Annotated in this window: 22 protein-coding genes and 1 pseudogene; 11 read left to right on the top strand and 12 right to left on the bottom strand. The window is 54.5% G+C overall.

Annotated elements, in window-relative coordinates:
- Nucleotides 1-238: 238 nt before the first annotated feature.
- Entirely contained in the window at nt 239-466 is a 228-nt protein-coding gene (locus QZ517_RS12275; protein WP_294227199.1) for a hypothetical protein, read from the top strand.
- Nucleotides 467-637: 171 nt separating this feature from the next.
- Here the strand turns inward: QZ517_RS12275 and QZ517_RS12285 are convergent.
- From QZ517_RS12285 to QZ517_RS12295, 3 genes and pseudogenes are all read right to left on the bottom strand, one after another.
- Nucleotides 638-2,441 (bottom strand): annotated as a pseudogene (locus tag QZ517_RS12285) (DUF3604 domain-containing protein).
- Nucleotides 2,442-3,062: 621 nt separating this feature from the next.
- Entirely contained in the window at nt 3,063-4,949 is a 1,887-nt protein-coding gene (locus QZ517_RS12290; protein WP_294227203.1) for a TrkA C-terminal domain-containing protein, read from the bottom strand.
- A gap of 87 nt (nt 4,950-5,036) precedes the next feature.
- Nucleotides 5,037-6,437 (bottom strand): glutamate decarboxylase, encoded by a 1,401-nt coding sequence (locus QZ517_RS12295; protein WP_294227206.1) that lies wholly within the window; start codon nt 6,435-6,437, stop codon nt 5,037-5,039.
- A 381-nt stretch (nt 6,438-6,818) separates the two neighbouring features.
- Between QZ517_RS12295 and QZ517_RS12300 the strand changes: the two genes are divergently transcribed.
- On the top strand, nt 6,819-7,970 hold the full coding sequence (locus QZ517_RS12300; RefSeq protein ID WP_294227208.1) for an efflux RND transporter periplasmic adaptor subunit: 1,152 nt from the start codon (nt 6,819-6,821) through the stop codon (nt 7,968-7,970).
- Nucleotides 7,967-11,098, top strand: coding sequence for an efflux RND transporter permease subunit (locus QZ517_RS12305; RefSeq protein WP_294227210.1), 3,132 nt, complete (start codon nt 7,967-7,969; stop codon nt 11,096-11,098). The genes QZ517_RS12300 and QZ517_RS12305 overlap by 4 nt, the downstream gene beginning before the upstream one ends.
- Before the next feature lie 263 nt (nt 11,099-11,361).
- Here the strand turns inward: QZ517_RS12305 and QZ517_RS12310 are convergent, their stop codons facing one another.
- The 4 genes from QZ517_RS12310 to QZ517_RS12325 are packed head-to-tail and all read right to left on the bottom strand — an operon-like array spanning nt 11,362 to nt 13,948.
- Nucleotides 11,362-11,577 (bottom strand): hypothetical protein, encoded by a 216-nt coding sequence (locus QZ517_RS12310; protein ID WP_294227212.1) that lies wholly within the window; start codon nt 11,575-11,577, stop codon nt 11,362-11,364.
- A 36-nt stretch (nt 11,578-11,613) separates the two neighbouring features.
- Entirely contained in the window at nt 11,614-11,796 is a 183-nt protein-coding gene (locus QZ517_RS12315; RefSeq protein ID WP_294227214.1) for a DUF2783 domain-containing protein, read from the bottom strand.
- Nucleotides 11,796-13,406 carry an FAD-dependent oxidoreductase gene (locus tag QZ517_RS12320; RefSeq protein ID WP_294227216.1) on the bottom strand — a complete coding sequence of 537 codons (1,611 nt, stop codon included), beginning with the start codon at nt 13,404-13,406 and terminating at the stop codon, nt 11,796-11,798. Before QZ517_RS12320 ends, QZ517_RS12315 begins: the two co-directional genes overlap by 1 nt.
- On the bottom strand, nt 13,406-13,948 hold the full coding sequence (locus QZ517_RS12325) for a VOC family protein (protein ID WP_283427791.1): 543 nt from the start codon (nt 13,946-13,948) through the stop codon (nt 13,406-13,408). The genes QZ517_RS12320 and QZ517_RS12325 overlap by 1 nt, the downstream gene beginning before the upstream one ends.
- A gap of 137 nt (nt 13,949-14,085) precedes the next feature.
- Between QZ517_RS12325 and QZ517_RS12330 the strand changes: the two genes are divergently transcribed.
- Nucleotides 14,086-14,541 (top strand): MarR family transcriptional regulator, encoded by a 456-nt coding sequence (locus tag QZ517_RS12330; protein ID WP_294227218.1) that lies wholly within the window; start codon nt 14,086-14,088, stop codon nt 14,539-14,541.
- Nucleotides 14,542-14,553: 12 nt separating this feature from the next.
- Here the strand turns inward: QZ517_RS12330 and maiA are convergent, their stop codons facing one another.
- Nucleotides 14,554-15,174 carry a maleylacetoacetate isomerase gene (gene maiA / locus QZ517_RS12335; RefSeq protein ID WP_294227220.1) on the bottom strand — a complete coding sequence of 207 codons (621 nt, stop codon included), beginning with the start codon at nt 15,172-15,174 and terminating at the stop codon, nt 14,554-14,556.
- Nucleotides 15,167-15,610: a MarR family transcriptional regulator gene (locus tag QZ517_RS12340; RefSeq protein ID WP_294227222.1), complete on the bottom strand. Its 444-nt coding sequence runs from the start codon at nt 15,608-15,610 to the stop codon at nt 15,167-15,169. The genes maiA and QZ517_RS12340 overlap by 8 nt, the downstream gene beginning before the upstream one ends.
- A 273-nt stretch (nt 15,611-15,883) precedes the next feature.
- On the opposite strand from QZ517_RS12340, the gene fahA reads away from it, so the two are divergent.
- The 5 genes from fahA to QZ517_RS12365 are packed head-to-tail and all read left to right on the top strand — an operon-like array spanning nt 15,884 to nt 21,091.
- Nucleotides 15,884-17,149, top strand: a complete 1,266-nt coding sequence (fahA, locus tag QZ517_RS12345; RefSeq protein ID WP_294227224.1) for a fumarylacetoacetase — start codon at nt 15,884-15,886, stop codon at nt 17,147-17,149.
- A gap of 47 nt (nt 17,150-17,196) precedes the next feature.
- Nucleotides 17,197-18,147, top strand: a complete 951-nt coding sequence (locus tag QZ517_RS12350) for an MBL fold metallo-hydrolase (RefSeq protein ID WP_294227226.1) — start codon at nt 17,197-17,199, stop codon at nt 18,145-18,147.
- A 57-nt stretch (nt 18,148-18,204) separates the two neighbouring features.
- On the top strand, nt 18,205-19,239 hold the full coding sequence (locus QZ517_RS12355; protein ID WP_294227227.1) for a TRAP transporter substrate-binding protein: 1,035 nt from the start codon (nt 18,205-18,207) through the stop codon (nt 19,237-19,239).
- Nucleotides 19,240-19,242: 3 nt separating this feature from the next.
- On the top strand, nt 19,243-19,779 hold the full coding sequence (locus QZ517_RS12360) for a TRAP transporter small permease (RefSeq protein WP_294227229.1): 537 nt from the start codon (nt 19,243-19,245) through the stop codon (nt 19,777-19,779).
- Nucleotides 19,772-21,091 carry a TRAP transporter large permease gene (locus QZ517_RS12365; RefSeq protein ID WP_294227231.1) on the top strand — a complete coding sequence of 440 codons (1,320 nt, stop codon included), beginning with the start codon at nt 19,772-19,774 and terminating at the stop codon, nt 21,089-21,091. The genes QZ517_RS12360 and QZ517_RS12365 overlap by 8 nt, the downstream gene beginning before the upstream one ends.
- 57 nt (nt 21,092-21,148) lie before the next feature.
- On the opposite strand, the gene QZ517_RS12370 is transcribed toward QZ517_RS12365, so the two are convergent.
- The 3 genes from QZ517_RS12370 to QZ517_RS12380 are packed head-to-tail and all read right to left on the bottom strand — an operon-like array spanning nt 21,149 to nt 24,170.
- Nucleotides 21,149-22,006, bottom strand: a complete 858-nt coding sequence (locus tag QZ517_RS12370) for an MBL fold metallo-hydrolase (RefSeq protein ID WP_294227233.1) — start codon at nt 22,004-22,006, stop codon at nt 21,149-21,151.
- An 11-nt stretch (nt 22,007-22,017) separates the two neighbouring features.
- A complete protein-coding gene (locus tag QZ517_RS12375; RefSeq protein WP_294227235.1) occupies nt 22,018-23,364 on the bottom strand; it encodes an aminotransferase class III-fold pyridoxal phosphate-dependent enzyme in 1,347 nt (448 codons plus the stop codon).
- Nucleotides 23,361-24,170: an IclR family transcriptional regulator gene (locus QZ517_RS12380; protein ID WP_294227237.1), complete on the bottom strand. Its 810-nt coding sequence runs from the start codon at nt 24,168-24,170 to the stop codon at nt 23,361-23,363. The genes QZ517_RS12375 and QZ517_RS12380 overlap by 4 nt, the downstream gene beginning before the upstream one ends.
- Nucleotides 24,171-24,281: 111 nt before the next feature.
- Here QZ517_RS12380 and QZ517_RS12385 point away from each other — a divergent pair, with 111 nt between their 5' ends.
- Together QZ517_RS12385 and QZ517_RS12390 are read left to right on the top strand one after the other, a co-directional pair.
- Nucleotides 24,282-25,226 carry a tripartite tricarboxylate transporter substrate binding protein gene (locus QZ517_RS12385; protein WP_294227238.1) on the top strand — a complete coding sequence of 315 codons (945 nt, stop codon included), beginning with the start codon at nt 24,282-24,284 and terminating at the stop codon, nt 25,224-25,226.
- Nucleotides 25,227-25,288: 62 nt separating this feature from the next.
- Nucleotides 25,289-25,706, top strand: a 418-nt coding sequence (locus QZ517_RS12390) for a tripartite tricarboxylate transporter TctB family protein (protein ID WP_294227240.1), incomplete at its 3' end; no start/stop codon positions are given.

Below are 25,706 nucleotides of genomic sequence, written 5' to 3' on the forward strand. Positions count from 1 at the left end.
GCGACACAGCACGGCAAACAGAATGATCAAGTTTACCGTTCGCTGACTCAACAAGATGCACATAATCTGCACATCACCAAACCGTCGGTTCTTCATCAAAATTCTTCTGAGATATCTTGCCGAGAAAATTCAACTCTTGAACACCACTAAATTGGAAAGGATTACCGACAGCCGTCGCGAGTCAGCGCTCTAAAATTTGGCCAACGACAGAAAGTTACGCTGCTGTGATCTGGTCAAAATGAAGGTCGTCGAAGTCATGGTATTAGGTCAGATCAATGACCGCGTATCGGTACTGCAATACAAGAGGCGGCAAACCAACCGCTTCGAAATTACCGAGGGCACTCGCGTCTCGATCGAGAAGTGGATGCAGGTCCTGCTGATGTTGGGATCCGAACACTTTTTGGCCCGGCAGGTTTTTCGAACGCATGCCGATCTCAGCCCGTCTCTTTGCGCGGTTCGTCCGTGACTGGGTAACGTCAATTTGCCTTGAGGCGAGCGCATACGGCCTACAGCTTCCAAATGTGGAGCACGCAGACGATGGTGGTTTCCAGCCTGTAAGCGGGCCGGAAGTGGTTCCACTACTCGAATTTTGCGAACACCTTGCGAGAGGATCAATACTCCGGCGACATCCCGAAACCTATTGATCCGGTGTGTACCAAATTGGCGATGTATAGGCACGGTCTTGCAAAACGCGCGTTACACGCTTGTCCATCTGGAAACCAAACCTAACTTCGTCAAAAGCAGTCCAACGAGGGGTCGGAATCTCAAGAACGCGGACGTAGTAGAACGCCCTTTCCTCAGGGTTGAAGGCCGGGTCGGTCCAGACGGTGCTAAGGTGAGCAGCACCGATCGCATTTGTGTAGATTGCGGTTTCGAGGTCCACTGTCGTGCCAACGGGTTCAAGCTTGCCATTGTTGAGAACTGCGCGGTCGCCCCCCCCACACGACATCGTATACCAGTTCATGTAGGTTCCCTGCTTGATCCTGCCACCCTTTGATGACTTGAACCCGATCAAGGTTTGCTCCGTCTGGATCACGTAGGGCAGAGATCAGAAAGCTAGGGGAGGATGCGCCGTCAGTATCGGGAAGATCGCCCCCCATCGGAACGCCTTTGCCATAGCCAACGGCTGCAATGTTATGCCGTTTCGCGTCCTTGGCGACATAATCCCAACCGCCAAAAAAACGAACCTTCATGCGCGGGCCGGTGGTCGCATAAACCTCTTTTCGCTCCATAGCGTCCCACAAAGCTTCGCGTGTGTTTTCGCGCGCCCATACAGCGGCATATCCGGACTGGGAACTCTGCCACTCTTCGTATTGGAAAAGAATTCCTGGAACCGTGGGCGGCGGAAACTTCTTGTCCCAGCGATCTGGATCGGGCGACGCCGTCGCATATTTTCCGAGGTAGTTGTCTTCCTCGGCGTTGGACCAGCTTGTATGTGAATCTGTCGCGCCAATCATACCGAACTTGAACGGGTTGACGCCAAGCTCAGCTTCTTGCGCGAGGCCGAGTTTCAGGGCTGACCGGCTGTACTCTGTTTTCATCAGTTCCGGTGTGGTCCGGCGGAGCCCGAAGTTGCCTTTATCCCAACTTTCAAAATCGGCGAACTCGTCGTCCGGAGAAAGTGCAGGGTGGGTTTCACTGTCGCCCTTGATTTGGGTGGTTTCCACCAGCGGCTCCCAACGCATGCGTGTCTCGGCATAAGCAGGAGACAATTCACCCCCATCATAAGTGGAAAGCTGGAACATCCGGCCAGCAGACATGTTGCCATTATGTGGAATGGACATCACCCGCCCACCGGTACCTTCCTCATAGCTTTGCAAGTATTTCCACAAATCTTCGGGTGATGGGCTGTCAAAGGAACTGAAAGGAATTGTTTGCGACACTTGCGCGGCGTCATCTCGAAAAATGACAACCCGATGCATGTTGTCTCCATCAGGAGACGACGTCCATTCGTAGCCGATAAGCGCTGTGAACTTACCGGGGTCGTTGTGCTGTTCCGCGGAATCAATCACGTCCTGCCACACAGTTTTGGAAAAGCCGTCTCCGAGATCGCGGCTTGTGTTGGTCGCCAGATCGTTCACGATTTCACCGAGAGCCTGCTCTAACTGACCTTCGTCAGCCAACGTGGCCCAGCGGGCTCCTGCTTCTGTCGACACCAACATTTCGTTGCCGTCCGCAACCCCCTGAATGACGCCGAGGTATTCTGCGTGGTCAGCCAACACCAAAAAATCAATGGGGCGGGACATACGCACAGGCGCCCCGTCATGGCCGGTCATTTCCTCACCTTTGGCAAATCGGTAGGCCTCTTCGGCCGACATATCAATGTTACCATCACCGAAGGCGTCAAACGAGATGTTGGTGTGAACGTGGGTATCGCCAAAATAGACGTTATCTGGAAAGTCCTGTCCGACGTAAGGTGAGTAACCCCAGTTCTTGAGCAAAGGCAGACGTTGAAGTTGCCGCCAAGGTCAGTAAACCCAAAAGACAACGCTTCATATCGGTTCTCCATCTGAACGGACTTTGTGTGCCTACGATAACAGAAACACTTCGGGTAACAAATTTCCGATGTGAGACACGCTTAAGCCTTCGCCCCCAACTGTGACCAACTTGTTGTGACACCCAAATCTGGCCTCAAGCTAAGACGCTGCTAGAAGCCAAGTGATCCGGCGAATTCAGTGAATGACCGGATTGGGCTCATGCGAAGCGTCGCTACCGTTTGGCCCGACGCCTGCTTCGGGGTGGCAGCCAAGACTTTGCAAAGCACACTTCCTGCGCATAGTGACCATCAGGGTGGCTTGCAAAAATCGTAAATTCCTGCCGCTATTTGCCGCAAATCCGTACATATTCACAGGCCACTGCCCACAACCACCAAAAAACGCGTTCTGAGGGAACCCCAGTCAATCATGCACTAGCATTCAAACTGAGAAAATTGGGTGGGGCTGATTATGCCTGAATGGATCTTTGGCGCTTGAGGCGACGCGCGATTGAGCGGGCATTGACCTTCTGCAATTCTTTCCCTTGCTCAATCAACAAAGGTTTCGGGCAGGGGAAACAAAGACCCATCAGGAAATTACCATCGCGATATATCCTCCGAACAAGGCGAGAACTGTTGTGATGGCGTACGTTAAAGGGAATGCAACCGCTGCAATCGTACTTCCTGATTGGTCGACAATGGCATTCAGGCCGGGGGTGGAATTCCGCGCACCGGTACATGCGCCATCATTGATCACAGAATTCAGTCGAAACACCTTATCTGCGATAAAGAACGCAACAACAACTGGTACAAGTGCCGCAGCTGTGCCGATCAGCGCCAACCAGATGACCGTATCGCCGCCCAAAGCTGAAATCACCTTGGGGCCAACGTTTGCGCCCAAAACAGCCACGAACATGTTCAGGCCGATGTCTTGCAAAAAGCTACGTGCACCTTCGCTGACGGGTCCGCCGAGAGAAGGGTTGCGACTGCGAAAATAGCTAACAAAGATTCCCATCAGCAAGCAGCCGGCAGATGTGCCCAGGGCAATCGGAATACCCGCAACTGTCACACTGAGAATTCCAACCAGATAGCCAATTGCCATAGCAATTGCCATGTAGGTCACCTCGGTCACGGTTGAGTCCAATATAGGCCGCCCACCCAAGGCTTTTGCAGCTTTCTGAATGGCCACGTCCGGTCCGGTCAACCGCAACACATCGCCAAATCGAACGTCGGTATTGGGCCCAATTGGTATAGCCTGTCCACCCCGAAACAGCGCCGACAGCTGTACGCCGTAACCGCCCTTCTGCGCGATCTCAGCCAAAGTTTTGCCGGACACCTCATGTGAACCGACCCGAATGTCGGCTGCCTCGAGCGGCACCTCGCGTGCCGCGGCATCCGCAACTTCGGGACCAATCATTCCAGTACCCTCGAGGATAAGCTCGTGCACGTCTCCGCGCACTGTCACAATGTCTCCCTCGGCAAGCCGTAAGCTATCACTCATGTCTAAGGCGGCATTGTCCCGCATCACCCGCAAAACCGGCGCTTCGCGATGGCGTTGCGCAAGGTCACCTATTGTTTGTCCGACAAACTCGGCATGCTCCACTCGGTAAGCGCGCAGATCATAGGGAGAAAAACCCAGCACCAACGCATCAGCAGTGCCGGGAAGAGCGGTCTCGTCGCCCCCGCTAAACTCAATCTCAGCAGTGCGGGCGTCCGCCGCGGGATCATGGCCCATCATTTGAGGCAGATAGCGGATCACCAGAATGATGCCGATGCTGGAGAGGATGTAGCTGATGGCATAGCCGGCCGCAATGTTGGCCCCCACCTGCTCTGCGGTCATATCAGCCGGCACTTGGTAGGCGCCGCTGTCAATCGCGCTTTGTGCCACTCCCATGACGGCTGTGATGGTGTAGCTGCCAGAGATCAGCCCGGCAGCATACCCCGGATCCAGCCCCGCCAGATCGGCGCCGACCACGCAAATCAGCCAGTTGAGACCCCAGACCACAAAAGAAATCACCAGGAACGCCAGTGCACCGGAGCGAAGGCCGGAGAAAAACTGCGGCCCGACTTTCAGACCCAGCGCATACATGAAGAACAATAAGAAGACGCTCGAGAGGATCGAGGGGATCGAATAAGTCAGCCCAAACCCGGACTGTGCAATCATCGACAGGGCCACTGCAGCAATCAGCACTCCGGCCGTCGACCCAAGGGAAATGCCCGCAAAACTGAGCCGGCCGAGTGGGTAACCAATGGCCAACGACAACAGCAAGAACACGATGGGCTGATCTCCCAGCAGCACAAAGAAACCGTGCAAACCGGTTTCGGCAATAGGCTCAAAAAAGCTGAAAACATTGCCAATAGCGCCTTCTGGCGCCGTCGCATCATTGGATTGTGCGAAGACGAAACCGGGAGTCAGGATAACAGACAGAAGAACTGCAAGGCCTTGAAACGGCGAAAAAGTAAAAGGACGTGACATGTAATGCTCCGAAAATTAGGGCACCAGCCTTGTGGCCTTAGCGGCTTAAGGGTGACACCAAAATCATGTTTGGCGACCGCACAACGGTTAGTGGTGGTAACAACTGGCTTCCTCTGCACTGAGCGACACCGCAATCGGGTGCTCTGCAAAATGCTCCATACAGCGTTTGATGTCTTCCACCAGAAGAGCCCCCAAATCGCGGCTGACCCCATGGCGCACCAATATCCGCTGTATCACCAAATCCTCACGGTTGGCGGGCATCGAATAGGCCGGAACCTGCCAACCTCGCATCCGCAATCGGTCCGCGAGATCGTATAGATTAAAGCCGGTGGTTGCCGCATCTTCTTTTAAGGTCCAACACAACGCGGGGATGCCTTCTTGCATGTCGCCATCATAAAGCACTTTGAATGGACCCAACTTTTCAATTTCGCGGGTAATGAACTGAGCCGTGTCGTAGCAGGCGGTGTGGATCTTGCGGTAGCCTTCGTGTCCCAACCGCAGGAAGTTATAGTACTGCGCAACGATTTGTCCGCCGGGCCGCGAGAAATTCAGTGCAAAGGTGGGCATGTTGCCACCAAGATAGTTGACGTTAAACACCAGATCCTCGGGCAAATCCTCTTTGTGGCGCCACACCACCCATCCGACTCCCAGCGGCGCAAGTCCGAATTTGTGCCCGGATGCGTTGATGGATTTCACCCGTGGCAGCCGGAAATCCCACTCGATGCCCGGTGCGCAGAACGGCGCCAGAAATGCGCCTGAGGCGCCGTCCACATGAATCGGTATGTCGAGCCCGGTATCGGCCTGAAGCATGTCCAAGGCGTCGCTGACGGCTTTCACCGGTTCATACTGGCAAGTGAAGGTTACACCAAGGGTTGGCACCACCCCAATTGTGTTTTCGTCTACCCTGTTCAGTACTTCGTCAGGCGTCATCAGCAGACGGTCTCCCTCGAGTGGGATTTCGCGGATTTCCACGTCAAAATAACGGGCAAATTTGTGCCAGCAGATCTGAACAGGACCTGTGATGATGTTTGGCTTGTCAGTTGGTTTCCCTTGCGCGCGCATCTTGTCGCGCCATCGCCATTTCAGGGCCAAACCGCCCAGCATAGCTGCCTCAGATGATCCGGTGGTGGAGCATCCGATGGTGTGTTTCGCTTCCGGAGAATGCCAAAGGTCGGCCAGCAGGTTTACACAGCGCGCTTCGATCTCGGCGGTCTGTGGATACTCGTCTTTGTCGATCATGTTCTTGTCGATGCACTCGTCCATCAACTTGTGCACTTCTGGTTCTTCCCAAGTCTGACAGAAGGTTGCGAGGTTCTGGCGGGCATTGCCATCCAGCATTAATTCGTCATGCACCAGTGCATAGGCATGCCGGGGGTCGAGTTCTTGCTCTGGAAATTTGAATTTTGGCGCTGTTCCGCTCAAATCGTCGGATCCATACAACTCGTCAATGGTTTCGGATTCCGCGCTGTGATCTCTGTTCAATGCCATCGATTTGCTTCCTAACGAAATAATAAAGAATATTGTAAACGTAGCCCGGACCAAAATGCCTGATCGAGTGCAGTGAATAAATTACACGCCAGAGTACGACTCCGTGCAATTTGAGGCTCTGGTTGCTTAGGTTGTCAAGACCAAGATCTTGCTATCGTGGGTTTCAAAAAGTTCAGCAAGTTTGCGCTTCAAATTGCATTTCCTACACACAACAGCTGAATTCCCCCCATATTGAATCCAAAAATTCATTTGTGGAATGGGTGTTATGGCTTACAAACTTGATACTGCGATAGTTTGGATTCTTAACAACGCGCCAGGGAAAAATAGGTTTTTTGACTAATCGATATCCCAAGGCCGTGGATTAAAGGTGCTTGAATAGATATGCAAAAAGCCGTTTGGTTCGCGCGCTCTGCGCAAAGTATATTCCTGTTAACAGCGACAGTTGGGCTGACGGCACAGAGTTGCTTTGCTCAAGGCACCTCAACCACGACGAAACCCAATCTTCCAGCTGTGGTTGTTGAACCCGCAGCAACCACGGCGATTAACCGATCTCGCAGTTTCACTGGTCAGATGAAAGCCTTTGGTCGCGTTGAAATTGTGGCCAGAGTTTCTGGCTATCTTGAAGAACAAGGCTTTGAGCCGGGTGATATCGTCAGTAAAGGCGATGCTCTTTATCAGATAGAAGACGACACTTATTTGGCGTCTGTGCAACAAGCTCAAGGTGCTCTTGCCTCCGGTGTCGCCCAACAAAACCTCGCCAATATCAACAAAATTCGAATACAGAAACTGGTTGAACGCGGGGATGACCCGCAAACCAGTTTGGACGAAGCGGTGGCGCAACTTGCGCAAACTGAAGGCAATGTTAAGCAACTACAGGGTGCGTTGGGTCAGGCAGAAATTCAGTTGGGATATGCGCAAGTTCAGGCGCCATTTGATGGTATCCTTGGGCTGTCGAGCGTTGATGTTGGCGCTTTTGTGAGCCCGCAAAGTGGCGTGTTGACCACGTTGACCCAGCTTGATCCGATCTATGCCGAATTTCAGGTGTCGACCTCTATTTTAGCCGAATACCAGAAAATCCATAGCCAATCTGACAATGACGCGGCGCTGATTTCGGTCACAATCGGGCTTCCGGACGGGGCGCGTTACGATCGCGAAGGCACCATTGACTTTGTAGACAGCGCCGTCAGTCAAAGCACGGACACTGTGTCGGTAAGGGCCGTTTTTGACAATCCAGACCATCGTTTGAGAGACGGCGAGTTGGTTGCAATTCACCTGTCCGAAACAGCAGCAGAAAACCTGCTGACAGTGCCTCTTCAAGCGATCCAGCGCGACATGGTTGGAGCGTACGTATTGACCGTTGACGCAGACGGAATGGTTGCAAGGGCGGATGTGAAGGTGGGCGAGATCACCGGTGGGCGCGTAGAAGTCACCGCTGGTCTGTCGGAAGGCACCAAAGTGATCACCGAAGGGGTCAACAAGGCCCGGCCGGGCATAACGGTCGACGCAGCACTGAAGCGCGATAACGGATCATGATTTCCGAGGTCTTCGTTCGTCGCCCCAGATTGGCGGCTGTCATCTCGATTGTATTGACGCTTGCTGGCCTCATCGCGATGACCCGCCTGCCCGTTGCCTTGTTCCCTGACATTGTGCCTCCTCAGGTCACGGTAAGCGCATATTATCCGGGTGCCAGTGCGGATGTGGTTGAAAACTCGGTTGCTCAGATCATTGAAGATCGGGTCAACGGCGTCGACGACATGTTATACATGAGCTCGACCAGTGGCTCGAACGGCACCTATGTTTTAAACATCACATTCGATTTGAGAACTGACCCGGATATCAATGCCGTCAATGTGCAAAACCGGGTGGCCTTGGCAACCGCGGGTTTGCCGGATTCGGTGCGCCAGCTTGGTGTCAGTGTCAGCAAGACATCGACGTCACTGCTGATGGCCATAGCGGTGACGGCAACGGACAACGATGCTCTGGATGGGCTGTTCCTGTCCAACTACTCGCAGATCAACATCATCGACCCCATCAAGCGGATCGATGGCGTTGGGGACGCCAAACTATTTGCGCCCAGAGACTACTCCATGCGGATTTTTCTGGATGTGGACAGGCTGACACAATTAAAAATGTCCCCCCTGGACGTCGCAGGAGCGCTGAAGGATCAGAATGTGCAGGCGGCCATTGGCAGGATTGGTGCACAACCAATGACGGATGATCCCATCCTGCAGCTTAACCTGACCACTCAGGGGCGGCTCCAGAATGTATCAGATTTCGAAAACATCGTTGTTCGCGCCGAAGACGACGGATCGTTAGTTCGGATTCGGGATATTGCGCGGGTCGAGCTGGGGGCAGAAGACTATGATGCCGCATCCGAATACAATGGCCAGCCCACGGCGCTGATCGGTATCTATCAAGCGCCCGGTGCCAACGCCTTGAAGACCGCAGATGCAATTAAGGCCAAGCTGGATGAGTTGTCGGTAAAGTTTCCCACCGGCCTAAGCCACGACATCCCCTATGACTCAACAACCTTCGTCAAGGACAGTGTGCGAGAGGTCATCAAGACGCTGTTCGAAGCCTTTATTCTGGTGGTTATCGTTGTTTTCCTGTTCCTTGGCAGCCTTCGCGCAACCTTGATCCCCTTGATCGTAATTCCAGTGGCTCTTGTCGGCACCTTGGCATTTGTTCTGGCATTTGGGTTTTCGCTCAACAGCGTGACCCTTCTGGCACTGGTCCTTGCGATTGGGATCGTGGTGGACGACGCCATTGTTGTTGTCGAAAACGTCGAGCGCATTTTGGAAGAAAACCCGGACAAATCCCCCGCCGATGCAACGATCCAAGCCATGGGCGAAATCACCAGCGCAATTGTTGCGGTGACATTGGTTCTGCTTTCCGTATTTGTGCCAATCGCTTTTGTGCCGGGACTGCCGGGCGAGTTGTATCGGCAATTTGCCTTGGTGGTATCTGTGGCCATGGTGATCTCCGCGATCTCTGCACTGACGCTAAGCCCGGCACTATGCGCGCTGTTTCTCAGGCATCGGCCTGACAAAGACCGTGGGATGATGGCCTGGGTCTCACGCAAAATCGACCAAGGCAGGGACGGCTACGGTTGGATTGCGGCCTTTTTTGCTCGGCGCTCATTGCTGGCGATATTGTTTTTGGCTCTTGGCATTGTGTCGGTTGGATTTGTTGCAAAGATCACGTCCAAAGGGTTCCTGCCGTTTGAGGATCAGGGCGCGTTTTTCATGGAAGTTCGCCTGCCAGACGCGGCCTCGCTCAATCGAACTGATAAGACCCTGGAAAAGGTGCAGGAAATTGTTGGTAAGATTGATGGTGTTGAAAGCGTGGCAACCGTGTCCGGCTACAGCATTCTTGAACAAAACGAGATACCAAATTCCGGCTTTGTAATTGTGTCGATGAAAGACTTCGACCAACGCACAGATCCCCGTCAAAACGTGTTCACCGGGATCGCCACGGCAATGGCCGAAGGCGCAGCAATTCGTGAAGCAGACGTGATTGCGTTCAATTTGCCCCCCATTCAAGGGCTTGGAACAACCGCCGGCTTTGCCTATCAGCTGTTGGATCTCGGCGGCGGCGACATCCAGGATCTCGCTGCCACGGCCCGCGGCCTGGTCATTAGCGCCAATAGCGACCCGCGGCTTCAGCAGGTCTTCACGACGTTCTCTGCAAATACTCCGCAGCTCTATCTCGATCTTGATCGGGACCGCTTGCAGGCGTTGGGCGTGTCCGTAAATGATCTGTTCTCAGCTTTGTCTGGCACTCTTGGGACAATTTACGTCAACGATTTCAATATCTATGGCCGCTCGTGGCAGGTCCGATTGCAAGCCCAGGCCGCTGATCGAGACAACATTGATGATATTGGACGGATAAATGTTCGCAACAAGTCCGGTCAAATGGTGCCCGTTTCTTCTGTTGCCAAAGTTGAATTCAGAACGGGACCGGCTTCAATTGGGCGTTACAACAATTACCGGACAATTGCAGTCACCGGATCACCGGCTCCAGGTTTGTCCAGCGGAACAACCCTCGTTGCGATGGACGAAATTTCGGCAGACACGCTGCCAGAGAACTATGGGTTTGAATGGACTGCGACGTCGCTTCAGGAAATCTTGGCCAGTGGCCAAACAAGCGCGATCCTCGCCATGGCAATTGTGTTTGCCTATCTGTTCCTCGTCGGCCTCTACGAAAGCTGGATGATCCCGGTCCCAGTGCTGCTGTCCGTTGTCTTTGGCCTATGCGGGGCATTGGGCGCGCTTCTGATCTCTGGCTTGGATTTTGGGCTGTATTCGCAGATCGGGATCATTGTGCTCATTGCACTGGCGGCCAAGAATGCCATTCTGATCGTTGAGTTTGCCGAAGACAGGCGAAAGGGCGGGATGGATGTGATTGATGCCGCCATTGACGGCGCCCGCACCCGGTTCCGCGCTGTGATGATGACCAGCCTCGCGTTTATCGCGGGTCTTGGACCCTTGGTTGTCGCTGAGGGGGCCTCGATGTTGACGCGCCGCAGTATCGGTACGCCCGTTGCGGGGGGGATGCTGTTTGCGGCGACTATCGGCATTGTGTTCATTCCGGCCCTCTATGTGTTTTTCCATAAACTGAGAGAAATGCCCAAGAGGGCGAGTGGTAAGAAACCAAACTGAGTGCGATCGGAGGGAATGGTTTGAAGAGGCTGGGCATTCTCCCAAGAATTGCCATGGAAAGCTGGCTTCAGACCTGCAGATCTGGCGCGTTAAGGTCCACATGGATCAAGCGTTCTCAAATTACGACGTCGCGAATAGTCAACGCGGCGCCGTCTCATTCCTATATTTCGGATTTAATGGAAAACTCTACATTTTAATTGTGTTCGGCAACGATGTTTGCGAGCTCCCGCAACCAGGGTAAACAAACCAGCCAATTCACCAGCCTAATCAATGTCCAAGGCGCCGTTGGAGATTGGTGCCAGACGAACCTCTTCAATCAGCGAGCGGATGAGGGTTGTCGCTTCGGCTTTGGTGTCTGTGCTGCTGAACTCCTCGGTGAGGTTGGTGACGTTGTTGCGATAAATATCGGACAGATTTGGCCCCTTAAGCGCTGACGTCTTACAGGCCGCCGAAAGGCCAAACCAACGGAGGCCCAGCATATCGCTGAGCCCCAGTGCTTAGACAAACCCCAATAATTATTGCGATAGTGCAATCGCTTCTTTGAGGCGGCTCAACGTGCCGATCTGGTTGGCAAGGATCAACACTAGACGTGCATTCATGTCATTTGCTTGCTCGTCGGTCATCTCCCGCTGTGCCTCTGTGAGGACTTCGTAGAAGTCGTCAGGGGACTCGATATTGGGGGTTAGAATCAAACTCATCAGATTGGACCTCCGGTTGCTTTTGAAATAGCTGCTTTCACCGCACCAGCATCGAAACTGCGCCAGCGGGCCGCGATATGTTGGTCAGGCCGGATCAGATACAGCGCACCCTCGCTTGCATCGTACCGTTGCGAAATCAGCCCTTCGCTGTCTTCAAAATCCACGCCAAGGCTCAATACCTTCGGTGTAAAGACACCTGCGTCGACGAGGCTGACATCAACACCAAGCGCCAGCAATGTGAATCCATCAGAGAGTTCCTCGAGCAACCATCCAGGCTTGCCATCTTTGGATACAGGCGCATCAGCCGCACAGGTGCCGGGTCGCATCTGACCTGCCCAGTCATCAGAGTCATCTGTGTTCAACGGGCTGTCGACATAAGGGGTCGGCGTCGACAAGCGACCAGAGTTGACCAAAGGCTGGGCAAATTTGGCTTTCTTCGCCAAATCAAGCACGGCATTGCGGAACCGCTTTGAAGCGCCGTTCTTGGGGGTGATGAAGTCGGTTGATCGGGTTGAATTCATCAGGTTGTCATCGGCAGCAAAGGCCCGCTCGGTGTTATAGGTGTCAAGCAATGCAATTGGCGCTTCGCCACGGATCACCGCCGCCAGCTTCCAGGACAGGTTGTCGATATCCTGAACACCCGTGTTTGCGCCACGGGCCCCAAAAGGGGAAACTTGGTGTGCGGCGTCGCCAGCAAATAGCACGCGACCAAAGCGGAAGTCATCAATACGTCGACAGGCGAACTGATAGACGGATGCCCATTCAAGTTCAAAGTCCACATCTTCACCAATCATCGCTTTGACCCGTGGAATGATGTTTTCTGGTCGCTTTTCAACCTCGGGGTCACTGTCCCACCCCAATTGAAAATCCAACCGCCAAACGTCGTCAGATTGCTTGTGCAATAGTGCAGACTGACCACGGTGGAAGTCGGGATCAAACCAGAACCAACGCTCGGTAGGGAAATCCGCTTTCATTACGATGTCAGCAATGAGGAACCGATCCTGAAAGAAGTGTCCTGTGAAGTCGGCGCCCACCATCCGGCGGGTGTCAGAATTTGCCCCATCACAGGCAACCAGCCATTCCGCTTCCATCTGGAAGATGCCGTCCGGGGTTTCCACCGCCATCTCGACATGGTCATCGTGCTGGCTGAGAGAGACCACTTTGTGTTTCCAGCGCAGATCAATGGATGGGTGCTGGTTGCACGCTTCAACCATGTATTCTTCAAGATAATACTGCTGCAAATTGATGAATGCCGGGATTTTGTGGCCATCCTCAGGCAAGAGGTCAAACTGATAAACCTCCTGATCGCGGAAAAACACGCGGCCCAACTTCCACTCGATGCCCTTGTCCAGCATCTTTTGAGCAACGCCAAGGCGGTCCCAGATTTCTAGCGGACGCTTGGCATAGCATACCGCGCGCGAACCAACTGACACAGTGTTGTTGTCATCAAGCACAACAACCTTTAGCCCGCGCGCAGCAAAATCGAGTGCTGCAGTGAGGCCCATGGGGCCTGCACCAACAATGACTACGCTGTGGCGCTCAACCGCGCCAGAGACCTGTTCATCAGATTGAACGTAGTCAAATTCCGGAAAGTCGTAGGTGTTCAGCATCACTCTTTCCCCAGCTCTTTGGCGTGCAACCAATCGGCGTGTTGCGGGGCTTTCTTGGTGCGCGACCATTCTTCCAACATGTCCCATTTGACAGCATCCAGGCGCTCAAGCATTTCCGCCTCTTTTGGATCTGGGCAGGCCAATTCAACACGGTGACCGCTTGGATCAAAGAAATAGATCGAATGAAAGATCGAGTGATCCGTGACGCCAAGGACATCCACACCCTGCGCTTCCAGGTGCTCTTTAAAGCCCAGAAGGGTGGCCCGATCTTTGACCTTGAACGCAATATGCTGCACCCAAATTGGCGTGTTTGGGTCGCGGCCCATCTCTGGTTTGGTTGGCAATTCAAAAAACGCCAGCACGTTGCCATTTCCGGCGTCAAGAAAGAGGTGCATGTAGGGATCGGGTTCATGCGTTGAGGGAACCTTGTCTTCGGCAATGGCCAACACAAATTCCATGTTCAGCATCTTGGTATAAAACTCTACAGTCTCCTTGGCATCTTTGCAGCGGTAGGCGACGTGATGGATCTGGTCCAATTTCAAGTTTTGTACGTTCATTTCGATCTCCTCCAGAATCGTTGCATTTGCAATGATAATCATCATGCACAAAATTTTGGCTTGATCCAGATCAATTCGTTGCACATGCAACAATTTATTCTGGACGTGAAAGGAAACTACTTATGAACCTCGAGACCTATTTTCCGTATTTGCTTGCGTCGACGGCGGAATTGTTCTCTCGAAAACTGGTAGAAGTATACGGGCGAACCTACGGATTATCCCGTGAGGAATGGCGCTTACTGCTCTTGCTTGCGGACGCAGGGCAGCTGACGTCGCTTGAACTGACCCAACGTACAACGCTGGACAAAGTACAGGTCAGCCGAGCGGCAACACGCCTTCAAGACAAGGGATTGATCAGTCGATCAGTGGACGAAACCGACCGCCGATTGCGCCTGTACACCTGTTCGGAGGCGGGACTTAGCCTTTTTGGCGACGTGTTTCCACAAGTTGAGAGCCGTTCCGAATCGATTCTTCAAAACATGAGGGGCGAGGATTTGGACGCTCTCAAACAAGGATTGAAAGCCCTGGAGCAAGCTGTTGAACACCACGCCAAAGCCAACACAACCAATGCCGGCTAGGGCAAGACTGCTTTAGCCCTGTGGTGTTTCATCTGGATGGGCGTGCTGAAATGCCGGAATGGCATCAAGAGTCGCGTGGATGCGAGCAATGTTGGGATAGGCTCCAAGATCCACGCCCCAACGTTCGGCATTGTATATCTGTGGTCGCAGGCACACATCGGCCATCGAGACGCTTTCGCCATATGAATATGCCCCGCCTGAGACCATCCCCTCATAGGCATCCAAGCCCTGCGTGATGAAATGGCGCATCCAGCCTTCCATTGTGATTTTGTTGTCGGAGTTCGCTACGGCCCACCTCACGACGTTGAGATTGCACACCGGGTGGGTCTCCATCGCAATGGCGTAGGAGAGTGCCCGAACTTCGGCACGCCCGATCGCGGTTGCCGGCAAAAGACCCAGTTTTCGGGTCTCATCAAGATATTCAATCTGTGCGAGCGACTGGGTTAGGCTGTGTCCATCCACCTCTAGAACCGGCACCAACCCCTGAGGGTTTCGGGCGAGATGGGCCTCCGAACGTTGCTCTGCCTCAAGCAAATTGACCGGCTGCGTGTCCCATTGCATATCCGCCAAACCCAGCACGATGCGCACCCGATAGCTGGCGGAGGACCGCCAATAATCATAAAGCTTAATCATCTAATTTTTCCGTCAATAAATCCAAGGCGTGTTGCAAATCGCCTTCATGAGCCCCGAGAATTTCGTCCAACTGTGCCTGAAAGGATCGGGCAATCGGGATCAACGCGCTGAGCAACTCCGCGCCCTGTTTGGTCAACGCCAACTTGAGTAAACGCCGGTCGCTGTTGTCGGTTTCCTTGGTGATATACCCCTTCGCCTCAAGCTTTGCTGCCGCGCGGCTCACCTTGGACTTTTCGAGACTGACACGTCTTTCGATGTCTCGAATCGAAGGGTTTTCACTGTATCCGACATTCAACAAGACGCGCCACTCTGGCATCGAGATACCAAAATCGTTCTTGTAGCTTTTTGCAAGCTCCGCACTCAACCGCGCAGCCAACACTGTGAAACGATAGGGCAAATAGCGCTCTAAATCGAAGTCTGGCAGCGTGTTTGGCATGTTCAATCCTCTGTTCCCTCTCCATTGAAGAAGCATGTTCGTTGCATATGCAATAAAAATTGTTGACTTCGTTGCATATGAAACAAATAGTGCCCCCAAGTGCAACTCCAATTCCTGAGAGTCGCCTCGCCGGGAGGATTTGATGACAAATACCAAACAGAATTCCGGCCTCCCGTCTGTCTTTCGGTCTGCTGGCGCAAAGCGCGTGTCTCTAGTGTCACCGCAAACCAGCGCGCCAGCCCTTTGCCCCTTTTCTGCGATACGGAGTCGTAAATGCCTCTTTTGAAATCTTGGGTGGAGACCGCCAACGCGGCCGATCATCCGTTTCCCTTGAACAATTTGCCCTACGGTGTGTTCTCCATCGGAGACCAGGAACCACGTTGCGGTGTCGCCATTGGTGACTTGATCCTGGATTGTCAGGCTGCCGAGGCAGCGGGCCTTCTGGTGCTCGGCGAAGACGCTCTGTTTGACGTGCCTTACTGGAACGGAATTATGGAGGCGGGACCACAAACATGGGCCGCCCTTCGGGCTCGACTGACAGAAATCCTAGGCGCAGGCTCCACCGAACAAGCTGCGGCTGAGGCCTGTCTGGTCATCGCCGCTGGCGCCACTCTGCACATGCCTTTCCAGGTTCGCGAATACACCGACTTTTACGCGGGCCGCCAACACGCGGAGAACATGGGGTCTATCCTACGCGGCGGGCCGGAGCTGCCCCCCAACTGGTTGCACATTCCCATCGGGTACAACGGGCGAGCATCCTCTGTTGTGGTGTCAGGAACGCCCATTCGCCGCCCGCTTGGCCAGACCAAGGCACCAGACGCCGCTATGCCTTCCTTTGGTCCATGTAAACGGCTTGATATCGAGCTGGAAATGGGCGCCATTGTTGGCACGCCCTGCGAAATGGGGGCGCCAATCACAACTGCGCAAGCGGATGACATGATCTTTGGCTATGTGTTGCTGAACGATTGGTCGGCACGCGATATTCAAGGCTGGGAGTATCAACCGCTTGGTCCGTTTCAAGGCAAAGCTTTTGGCACCTCGATCAGCCCTTGGATCGTGACCAAAGACGCATTGGAGCCTTTCCGCACCGAGGTGCCACCTCGCACCAAAGAGCTGTTGCCGTACCTGAGCGAAAGCAAGCCAGGCCTCTATGACATCGAACTTCAGGTTCTGATGCAGCCCAAATCTACGGATCAGGCCAGCGTTGTCGCCACAACCAACTACAATCGCTTGTACTATTCCGCAGCCCAACAACTGACACACCATGCGGTTGGTGGCTGCGGCATGAACGCCGGCGACCTCCTTGGCTCTGGCACAATTTCTGGTCCGAACAAAAGCGAATTTGGCTCACTTATGGAGTTGAGTTGGGCAGGACGCGAACCGTTCGCGCTGGACAACGGTGAAACCCGAACCTTCATCGAAGACGGCGACACGATGACCCTTCGCGCCAACGCCATGGGTGACGGTTTCACCATCGGATTCGGCGATTGCGCGGGCGAAATTCTGCCTGCGCTCGACGACCCGTTCACACGCAACTGACACAGCAATTCCCCGCCAGACCGGTTGCGGGTTCAGGAGATATCAAAATGGCAAAAGCATTCGCATCCCAAGGCGACATGACCGAAAAGACCATCACCTTTGATGAAATTGGCGAGGGGCTCTACGCCTTTACCGCCGAAGGTGATCCAAACTCCGGTGTGATCATTGGCGATGACAGCGTCATGATTGTCGAGGCCCAAGCCACGCCGCGTTTGGCAAATAAGGTCATCGAATGTGTGCGCTCTGTTACCGATAAGCCAATTTCGCATGTGGTTCTGACCCACTATCATGCCGTGCGGGTGCTGGGGGCCTCAGCCTTTGGCGCTTCGCAGATCATCATGTCTGATGTGGCCCGCTCAATGGTTGTTGAACGCGGTCAAGAAGATTGGGACAGCGAGTTTCAACGCTTCCCGCGCCTGTTTGAAGGCCACGAAAGCATCCCCGGCCTGACATGGCCCACCACGACGTTCAGCGACAGCATGACTGTGTATCTTGGCAACCGCCGCGTCGACATCAAACACATCGGCCGCGCCCATACCGCTGGCGACGCCGTTATCCATGTGCCTGATCAGAATGTCATGTTCACCGGTGACATCGTCGAAGATCATTCCGCTTGTTATTGCGGTGACGGTCACTTTGGCGACTGGGGACAAACGCTGGACAACATCGCCGCCTACGATGTGGATGCCATTGCACCGGGCCGCGGCGGAGCTTTGATTGGTAAAGATGCCGTTGAGCGCGCCATCACAAGCACCCGTGATTTTGTACAAAGCACGTATCAGCCTGCAGCCAAAGTGGCCGCGCGTGGCGGCTCTTTGAAAGAAGCTTGGGATGCGGTGCGCGACGCCTGTGATCCCAAATTCAAAGACTACGCCATCTACGAGCACTGTCTGCCGTTCAATGTGAACCGCGCCTACGACGAGGCGCGTGGCATCGACACGCCCCGCATCTGGACAGACAAACGCGACCTCGAAATGTGGGAACAGCTGCAAAGTTGACCACCCCGCCACAGGGCCGTTGCACGCCCAACTGAAATCTCAAAGGGAGGAAACACTATGAGACTCACATCCACCACGCTTGGTAAAGTGATTGCCGGTGCCGTTGTTGGCGCCAGCTTGCTAACATCAACTGCTGCGTTTGCTGATACGCTGGCCCTGTCCAGCTGGCTGCCACCACGCCACCCTATTGTCGTGAATGCGATCAAGCCTTGGGCACAAGAGGTGTCTGACGTCACCGAAGGACGTGTGAAAGTCCGCGTCCTGTCCAAGCCTCTTGGCGCCCCTCCGGCCCATTACGACATGGCCGCCGATGGAATTGCAGACATCACATATGGCCTGCACTCTTTCACCAAAGACAACCGCTTTGAACGCTCCCGCATTGGTCAGTTTTCCTTCCTGGGTGATGACGCCGTTTCCGGTTCCACCGCATTCTGGAACGTCTACTCCGGCGCGCTCGATGCTCAGGCAGAGCACGAAGGCGTGAAACTGCTGGGTCTGTTTGTGCACGGCCCAGGTGTTTTGCACAACAACGTCCGCCCAGTAACCGCAGCCTCCGATCTCGAGGGGCTGAAAATTCGGGTTCCCGGCGGCTACATCGCAGACCTGATGTCAGATCTGGGTGCGGAAACGCTGTTTATGTCGTCTGGCGAAGTTTTTGAAAAACTGTCGCGCGGCGTGATCGATGGTGTGACGTTCACCTACGAGGCCTTGACCGCTTTCAAGCTGACCGATGATTTGAAATACACCATGCGGGTGCCTGGCGGTCTCTATAACACCACTTGGTTCCTCGTCATGAACGAAGGCGCATGGGACGGCATTTCCGAAGCAGACCGCACTGCCATCGAGGCAATCTCGGGCGCAGCTTTTGCAGAGCGCGTGGGCGCTGCTTGGAATGCGGCAGACGAAGCCGCGCTGGTTGCGATCAACGAAGCAGGCATCGAAATCACCGACGCCCCTGCGACCTTGCTGGAAACCATCAAATCCAAAGCGGCCGTGCATGAAAATACATGGGCTCAGGCGATCGCTGAAGATGGGTTTGATGGGGCTGCGGCTCTGAAGGACCTGCGCGCCCAAACCGGCGTGGAGTACTAAGCGATGGAGCGGTTCCGACAGAGGTTCAAAAGCAACGAGGACAGTTTGGACATTGGCCAACTTCTCCAGAACACTCTGGGTATCGGGGCCGCTCTCATTCTGTTTAGTCTGATCTTGGTGACCTGCGTTGATGTGGTGGGGCGATACTTCTTCTCGTCCCCGCTCAGCGGCGCCTTTGAGATCACTGAACTCTTATTGGCAGCGCTTGTTTTCGCGGCGCTGCCTTTGACCACCGAACGCAAAGAGCACATCGAGGTTGATCTCATAAATGTGGTTCTGCGCGGTCCATCTCAGCGCTATCTCTCTGCCTTTGCCGGACTGTTTTCCGCAGCCCTTCTGGCAACATTTGCCTGGCGCTTGGCGGCGCATGCCTTCTCCGCTGCACAGGACGGCGCGGTCACAAATGCGCTCAACATTCCGCTGGCTCCTTTTGGCTATTTGGCCGCTTTCTCCTGTTTGGTCAGCGCCTTTATTGCCTTTACGCGCGGCATTGAACCGCCTCGCGACTTTGATCAAGACGTAAGGGACGACAATGCTTGAATCTCTCATTGGTTTTGCCGTTCTGCTTGGACTGATCCTTGTGCGTGTGCCCATTGCCTTTGCCATGGCAGCTGTTGGCGGAATTGGCTTTGCACTCATGCGGGGGTGGCAACCGGCGTGGGCGATGACCGGTCAAATCGCTTTTGACTCTGCCCTGTCTTATAGTCTCTCGGTTATTCCGCTGTTCATTTTTATGGGCAATGTGCTGGCTGGATCTGGGGTGGCACACGGTCTGTTTGCCGCTGCGGATCGCCTGTTTGGGCGCACCCGTGGTGGATTGGCCATGGCGTCAGTTTTCTCTTGCGGTGGGTTTTCCGCAGTGTGCGGCTCCTCGCTTGCAACTGCCGCCACAATGTCCAAAGTCGCAATGCCCTCGATGCGCAAATTTGGCTACGATGACCGCCTCGCAACGGGATCGATTGCGGCAGGCGGTACGCTTGGCATTCTGATCCCGCCTTCGGTGATCCTGATCATCTATGGGCTTCTGACCGAAACCAACATTGCCAAGCTTTTCATTGCTGGCGTGGTCCCCGGTATCTTGGGCGTTATCCTCTATCTGGTGGCCGTCAAGGTTGCGGTTTGGATCAAACCTGATCTGGCGCCTGACGTCGTCTCTGAACGTGAGCCCATGACCCGCGCCGATGTTGTTGGTGTATTCTGCGTACTGGGCCTGTTCCTGTTTATTATGATTGGCATTTACGGCGGGTTTTTCACCCCAACCGAGGCCGCAGGCATGGGGGCGGGCGCCTCTGTTTTGATTGCCATTGGGCTGCGCACCATGACTTGGCGCGACTTCCTGACAGCAACGTTTGATAGTGTGCGCGCAACCGCCATGATTTTTGCAGTGGTGATCGGGGCAGAGCTGTTTTCCAATTTTGTCAACTTTGCCGGATTGCCAGATGCTCTGGCGATGTTGGTTCTTGATTTGGAAATGCCAGTCTGGGCAGTCATTCTTGTGATTATGATCATCTACATGATCTTGGGATGTGTGCTTGAGAGCCTGTCGATGGTGTTGCTCACGGTTCCGGTGTTTTATCCGCTGATGTACGAATTGCCGTTTGCCAATGAGCTGCTTCAGGACCCTGAAATGGCATTGATCTGGTTCGCAATTGTGGTTGTTGTGGTCACCGAGATCAGCCTGATCACCCCACCCGTTGGCATGAATGTTTTTGTCCTCAAATCTGTCCTCAAAGATGTGTCCTTGGGAACGATTTTTAAGGGTGTCCTGCCGTTCTGGTACGCCGACATTGTCCGACTGACATTGTTGATAACAGTTCCGTGGCTTTCGCTATGGCTTGTGGCGGCGATGTAGAAAACGACTATCTACGGACGGGCCATTTGAGCCCGTCTTGTTAGGAAATGCCGCGCCCTATAGATCGATCCTTAAACCATCGTGACCGACAATGAGTTTGCCGTCGTAGTGGGGGGCGCATGCCGCTTGCCAGTCGGACGGCCCAAAAGTGGGGTCGTCCGACGGGATCAAGTGCGACAAAGCCAAGCGTTTGACGCCTGCGTTCGTTGCTGTGATGGCGGCATCATGTGCAAATGTATGAGACCGCAGCCAGTGCTGCATCAGCTTCTCTGAGCCATTCCCAATGCGCTCCAAAAGGGATGGCAAAGCGGATTTCAGCATCGCTTCATGGATCAGCAAATCCGCGCCGAGTGCAAACTCTTCGAGGGATTTGAGAGGGGCGGTGTCGCCGGAAAAGACGACATGGGTACCGCTGGTTTTGAACGAGAAGGCAAAGCTGTCGATCAGTGGGGGATGTTCGGTTCGGATTGCCGTGATGGTCAGGCCGTTGCGGGTAAGCACTGTGCCCGCGTCGATCGCGTGGATGCGCACAAAATCGCGCAGATCATCGCGGCCGTCATCGACAATGCGCAGGTCAATGTCGGCTTTCATGGATGCGACGAACCCGTCCCAGTAATCTTGCAGGCCCTTTGGGCCATAGACATCGACGGGCGTGGTCAACCCGGAGCACCACGCCGTGTGAATAAGCGGGCCAAGTTCGAGATAGTGATCTGAATGCAAGTGGCTGATCAGAATGGTCGACAGAGTTTTGAGATCCATGCCCTGATCCACCAATCCGCGGGTTACACCCAAGGCGCAATCCAAGACAATCTGTTGGCCATCGAGCACAACCAGATTTGAAGTCGGCATAGAGGAGCCGGTGCGAACCGATGGCCCGCCCTTTGTGCCCAAAAGGGCAACATAATTAGCTGTCATCTTGGGGCCTATCAGGTTGCGGCGAAACCGGCGTCAAGCGCGGAAAGGATTGTGGCGGCGCCGGTTTGCGACAGCACCAGTGGTGGTGACAGGATCAGGTTGGGACCGGAGACACGCACCATGGCGCCTGACCGGTAGGCCGTATCCTGCACCTTGGCAGCCGTCGCGCCGTCAATCGGTTTTTTGGTGGTGCGGTCGCTGACCATTTCGATGGCGGTCATCAGGCCGTATCCGCCGCGCACATCACCGATGATGTCATGCTTTTCCATCAGCGCTTTGCAGCCTTCAAACAGCTGCGTGCCACGCGCGGCCGCGTTTTCAACCACGTTTAGGCGTTTGGTCTCCGCCAGACAGGCCAGCGCGGCGGCTGCTCCGACCGGGTGGCCGGAATAGGTATAGCCATGCCCGATTTTGGCTGCAGGGTTGCCTTCAAAAACCTCAACCATGCGGTCGCCCAGCATCACGGCGCCAAATGGAAAGTAACCATTGGTGATGGCCTTGGCTGTGGCCATCATGTCAGGCTGGATGCCCCAAAGGCGTGCTCCGGACCAAGCACCTGTTCGGCCATAAGCGGTGATGACTTCGTCGGTGATCAGCAGGATGCCGTTGCGGTTGCAGATGTCCTGAACAGCCGGTGCGAAAGACGGATGTGGTGGGATCACGCCGCCGGCGCCCAGAATGGGCTCCATGATCATGGCGGCGATTGTGTTTGCGCCCTGAAATGCGATTTCGTCTTCCAGGGATTGCAGGCACAGTTGTGCGAGCTTTTCCGGGTCCGTCTCATTGAAGGGGTTGCGATAGGTGTATGGCACTGGGATGTGGAAACACCCTGGCAAAAGCGGCTCGTAGGCGTTTCGGAAATTGGCATTTCCGTTAACGGAGGCGCCACCGATATGGGTGCCGTGATAGCCTTTTTTGAGGCTCAGGAACTTGGTGCGTCCGTGCTCACCACGCAGTTTGTGGTATTGGCGCGCAAGGCGCAGCGAGGTTTCGACGCTATCTGACCCGCCTGAGGTGAAGAAGGCGCGGGACAACCCGTCCGGGGCAAAGAATTCTTTCAGCTCGTAGGACAGTTCAATGGCGGCGTCGTTGGAGGTTCCGCGAAAGGTCGAGTAGTAGGGCAGTGTGTCGAGCTGCTGTGCAATGGCGTCTTTGACCGGCTGGCAGGAGTATCCGAGGTTCACGTTCCACAGACCACCGACACCATCGATGACGCGATGCCCGTCTAGATCCACGATCGAAACGCCGTCTGCCTCGGTGATGATTTTTGGCGGCTGGTCGATGCTGTCTTGCGGAGAGGTCATCGGGTGCCACATCAGGCGGCCATTGTGTTCTTTCAGGAAGTTTGAGTCTTTCATGAAGCGGTTTCCTGTTCGGTCACTTTTGTGAGGGATTTGGCCCAGGACTGCTCTATGGGGCGCGGGATAGTCCCCCCCCAATTGTGCGTGATGTCCCGAGCCGCAATGAGCAATTCGGTTTTGATGGTGTGTGCCAGCTCTGGGGTGAAGCGCGAAGCGACACAGGCCACCGCGACAGCACCCGCCAGATGTCCGGTGTGATCAAAAATCGGCGCTGCAATGCCTTGAATTTCAATCTCGTAACATTGATCGGAATGACTGATCCCTGTTTCGCGAACCGCCTCGATGAGCTCCGAGAGTTTGGCCTCTGTCGTAGGAGTATTTGCTGTAAACTCATCAAGGTTTTCGAGAGCGACGGCGTGCAGATTTGACGGGCCGAACGCCAGTGCACACACTCCAGAAGCTGTGGCATGCAGGGGGAAGGTGTTGATGTCGATCACGGCTCGTGTCCCGTGGTGCGGGGATTCGCATTCGCACAATCCGTAAAGAGTCGTGCCTGACAGAACGGTCACATGGGCGGTCTCTCCCGTTCTGTCTGCCAGAGTGCGAAGAACCGTTTTTGCGCCGTCTTTACGAGGGACCGTCGCCTCTCGCACTTGGGCCAATTGCATCAAGGCAGGCCCGAGGCGATACTGCTTGGTCGCCGGATTTTGTTCAATAAACCCGACAGATTCAAGCGCTTGAAGCTGTCGGTATGTGGTCGCCTTGTCCCGCTCGGCGATGCGGCAAAGCTGCGACAGGCCGATTTCAGGACGGGCTGTCGAAAAGTAAGAAAGAAGCGTCAGAGCTTTGGTTGCGGAGGACATTTTGTAAGGACTTTCTTGGCGGTCTCAAAAATAAATTGACAGATTATAATTGTTAAGGCAACCTTTTTTGCGAAACAGAGGTTCAATATATGAACCAATAGGGAGGCGAAGATGTTTAAATTTGCAAAGTCTATGACCGCCGTGGCGCTGGCGTTGGCCGCGGTCTCTGGCAGCGCTCAGGCTGAATACCCTGAGAAGCCGGTTGAGTTTGTCGTTCCCTGGCCGCCCGGTGATCTGGAAGATGTACTGACCCGAATGATCGCGGAGGATTTCTCTGAGGCCTATGGTGTGCCGACGGCTGTTGTGAACAAGCCTGGCGGCGGCGGCGGCCCTTTTCCCGGAGCGATTGAAGTGGCAAATGCGCCGGCGGATGGCTACACCGTTGGATCCTTCCTCATAGCGATCCCGGTAGTGGGTCCACAGATCGGCATACCGGATCTGAACCCTGATCCTTTTGTCCCGCTGGGAAATTTCCTGACCTATCCGTTTGTGATCGCCACAGGGGCCAATGCACCCTACGCAACAATGTCTGAATTGGCAGAGCACGCGAAAGACAATGATGTTGTCCTCGGCCACTTTGGCGCACCTTTGGTGCCGACCCAGGTGACAATGGGGCTGGCAAAGGAAATGGGTTTTTCTTACGCCTCGGACGCGGCCTTTGACGCGCTTGATTGTAACACGCTCGCGTCCGGTGATGTTGATGTGATCAATACCACTCTTCAGTTGATCCTACCCTGTCTTGATGAGGTGAGTGTATTGGCCTCCATTGGTTCTGAACGCATTAATCTGACAGCCAACACTCCGACGGTTGCAGAGTTGGCGCCTGATCTGGATGTCGCACTTTGGAACGGGCTGTTTGTTCACAAGGACACGCCACAAGAGGCGCGGGACAAAATCATCGCGGTTGCTGAAAAGACGATGATGTCTGATCGAGCCCAAAAGCTGGCGGCGGAAACTGGAGCGCAGGTGTACTGGCAGCCCGCCGCAGAGGTGGTTGATCAGATCCAGAAAGACATCGAAACCATGGGGCGCATCGAAAGCATGCTGTCTGAATAAGCAGTTTCATCATGGCCGGCACATATGTCCGGCCATTTTTTCCTTTCACTCACGGAAACCCAATGTCGCGCATCAAAACGCTACAAGCTCTCTTTAAGCGCTATCGCAGGCCGGGTGACATCGTGTTCGCTTGGTTTGCGCTCATTGTCTCGGCCCTTCTGCTGTCGCAATTGGCAGACCAGACCGCATGGCGCAATGGAGGCAAGCTGTTTGCCCAACCGCGCTTTTGGCCAGCGGTTTCCCTTGGCGGCATGACGGTTTTTGCGGCGCTGCATTTGCTGGGGTCTGCCCTGTCGGAACGTTTGCACGGACGTTGGCATGAGGTCGGGTTGTGGGTCGCTTCATTTGAGTACGCGTTGTGGTTTATCGCTTATGCCACTGTCGTTCCCTTCGCCGGCTATTTGCCTGCAACAATGATATTTGCGGTCGCGCTGACAATACGGGCTGGATATCGCAGCGCTTGGGCCATTCTTGCAGCTC

It is taken from the genome of uncultured Shimia sp., assembly GCF_913054185.1.
Classification (GTDB): Bacteria; Pseudomonadota; Alphaproteobacteria; order Rhodobacterales; family Rhodobacteraceae; genus Shimia.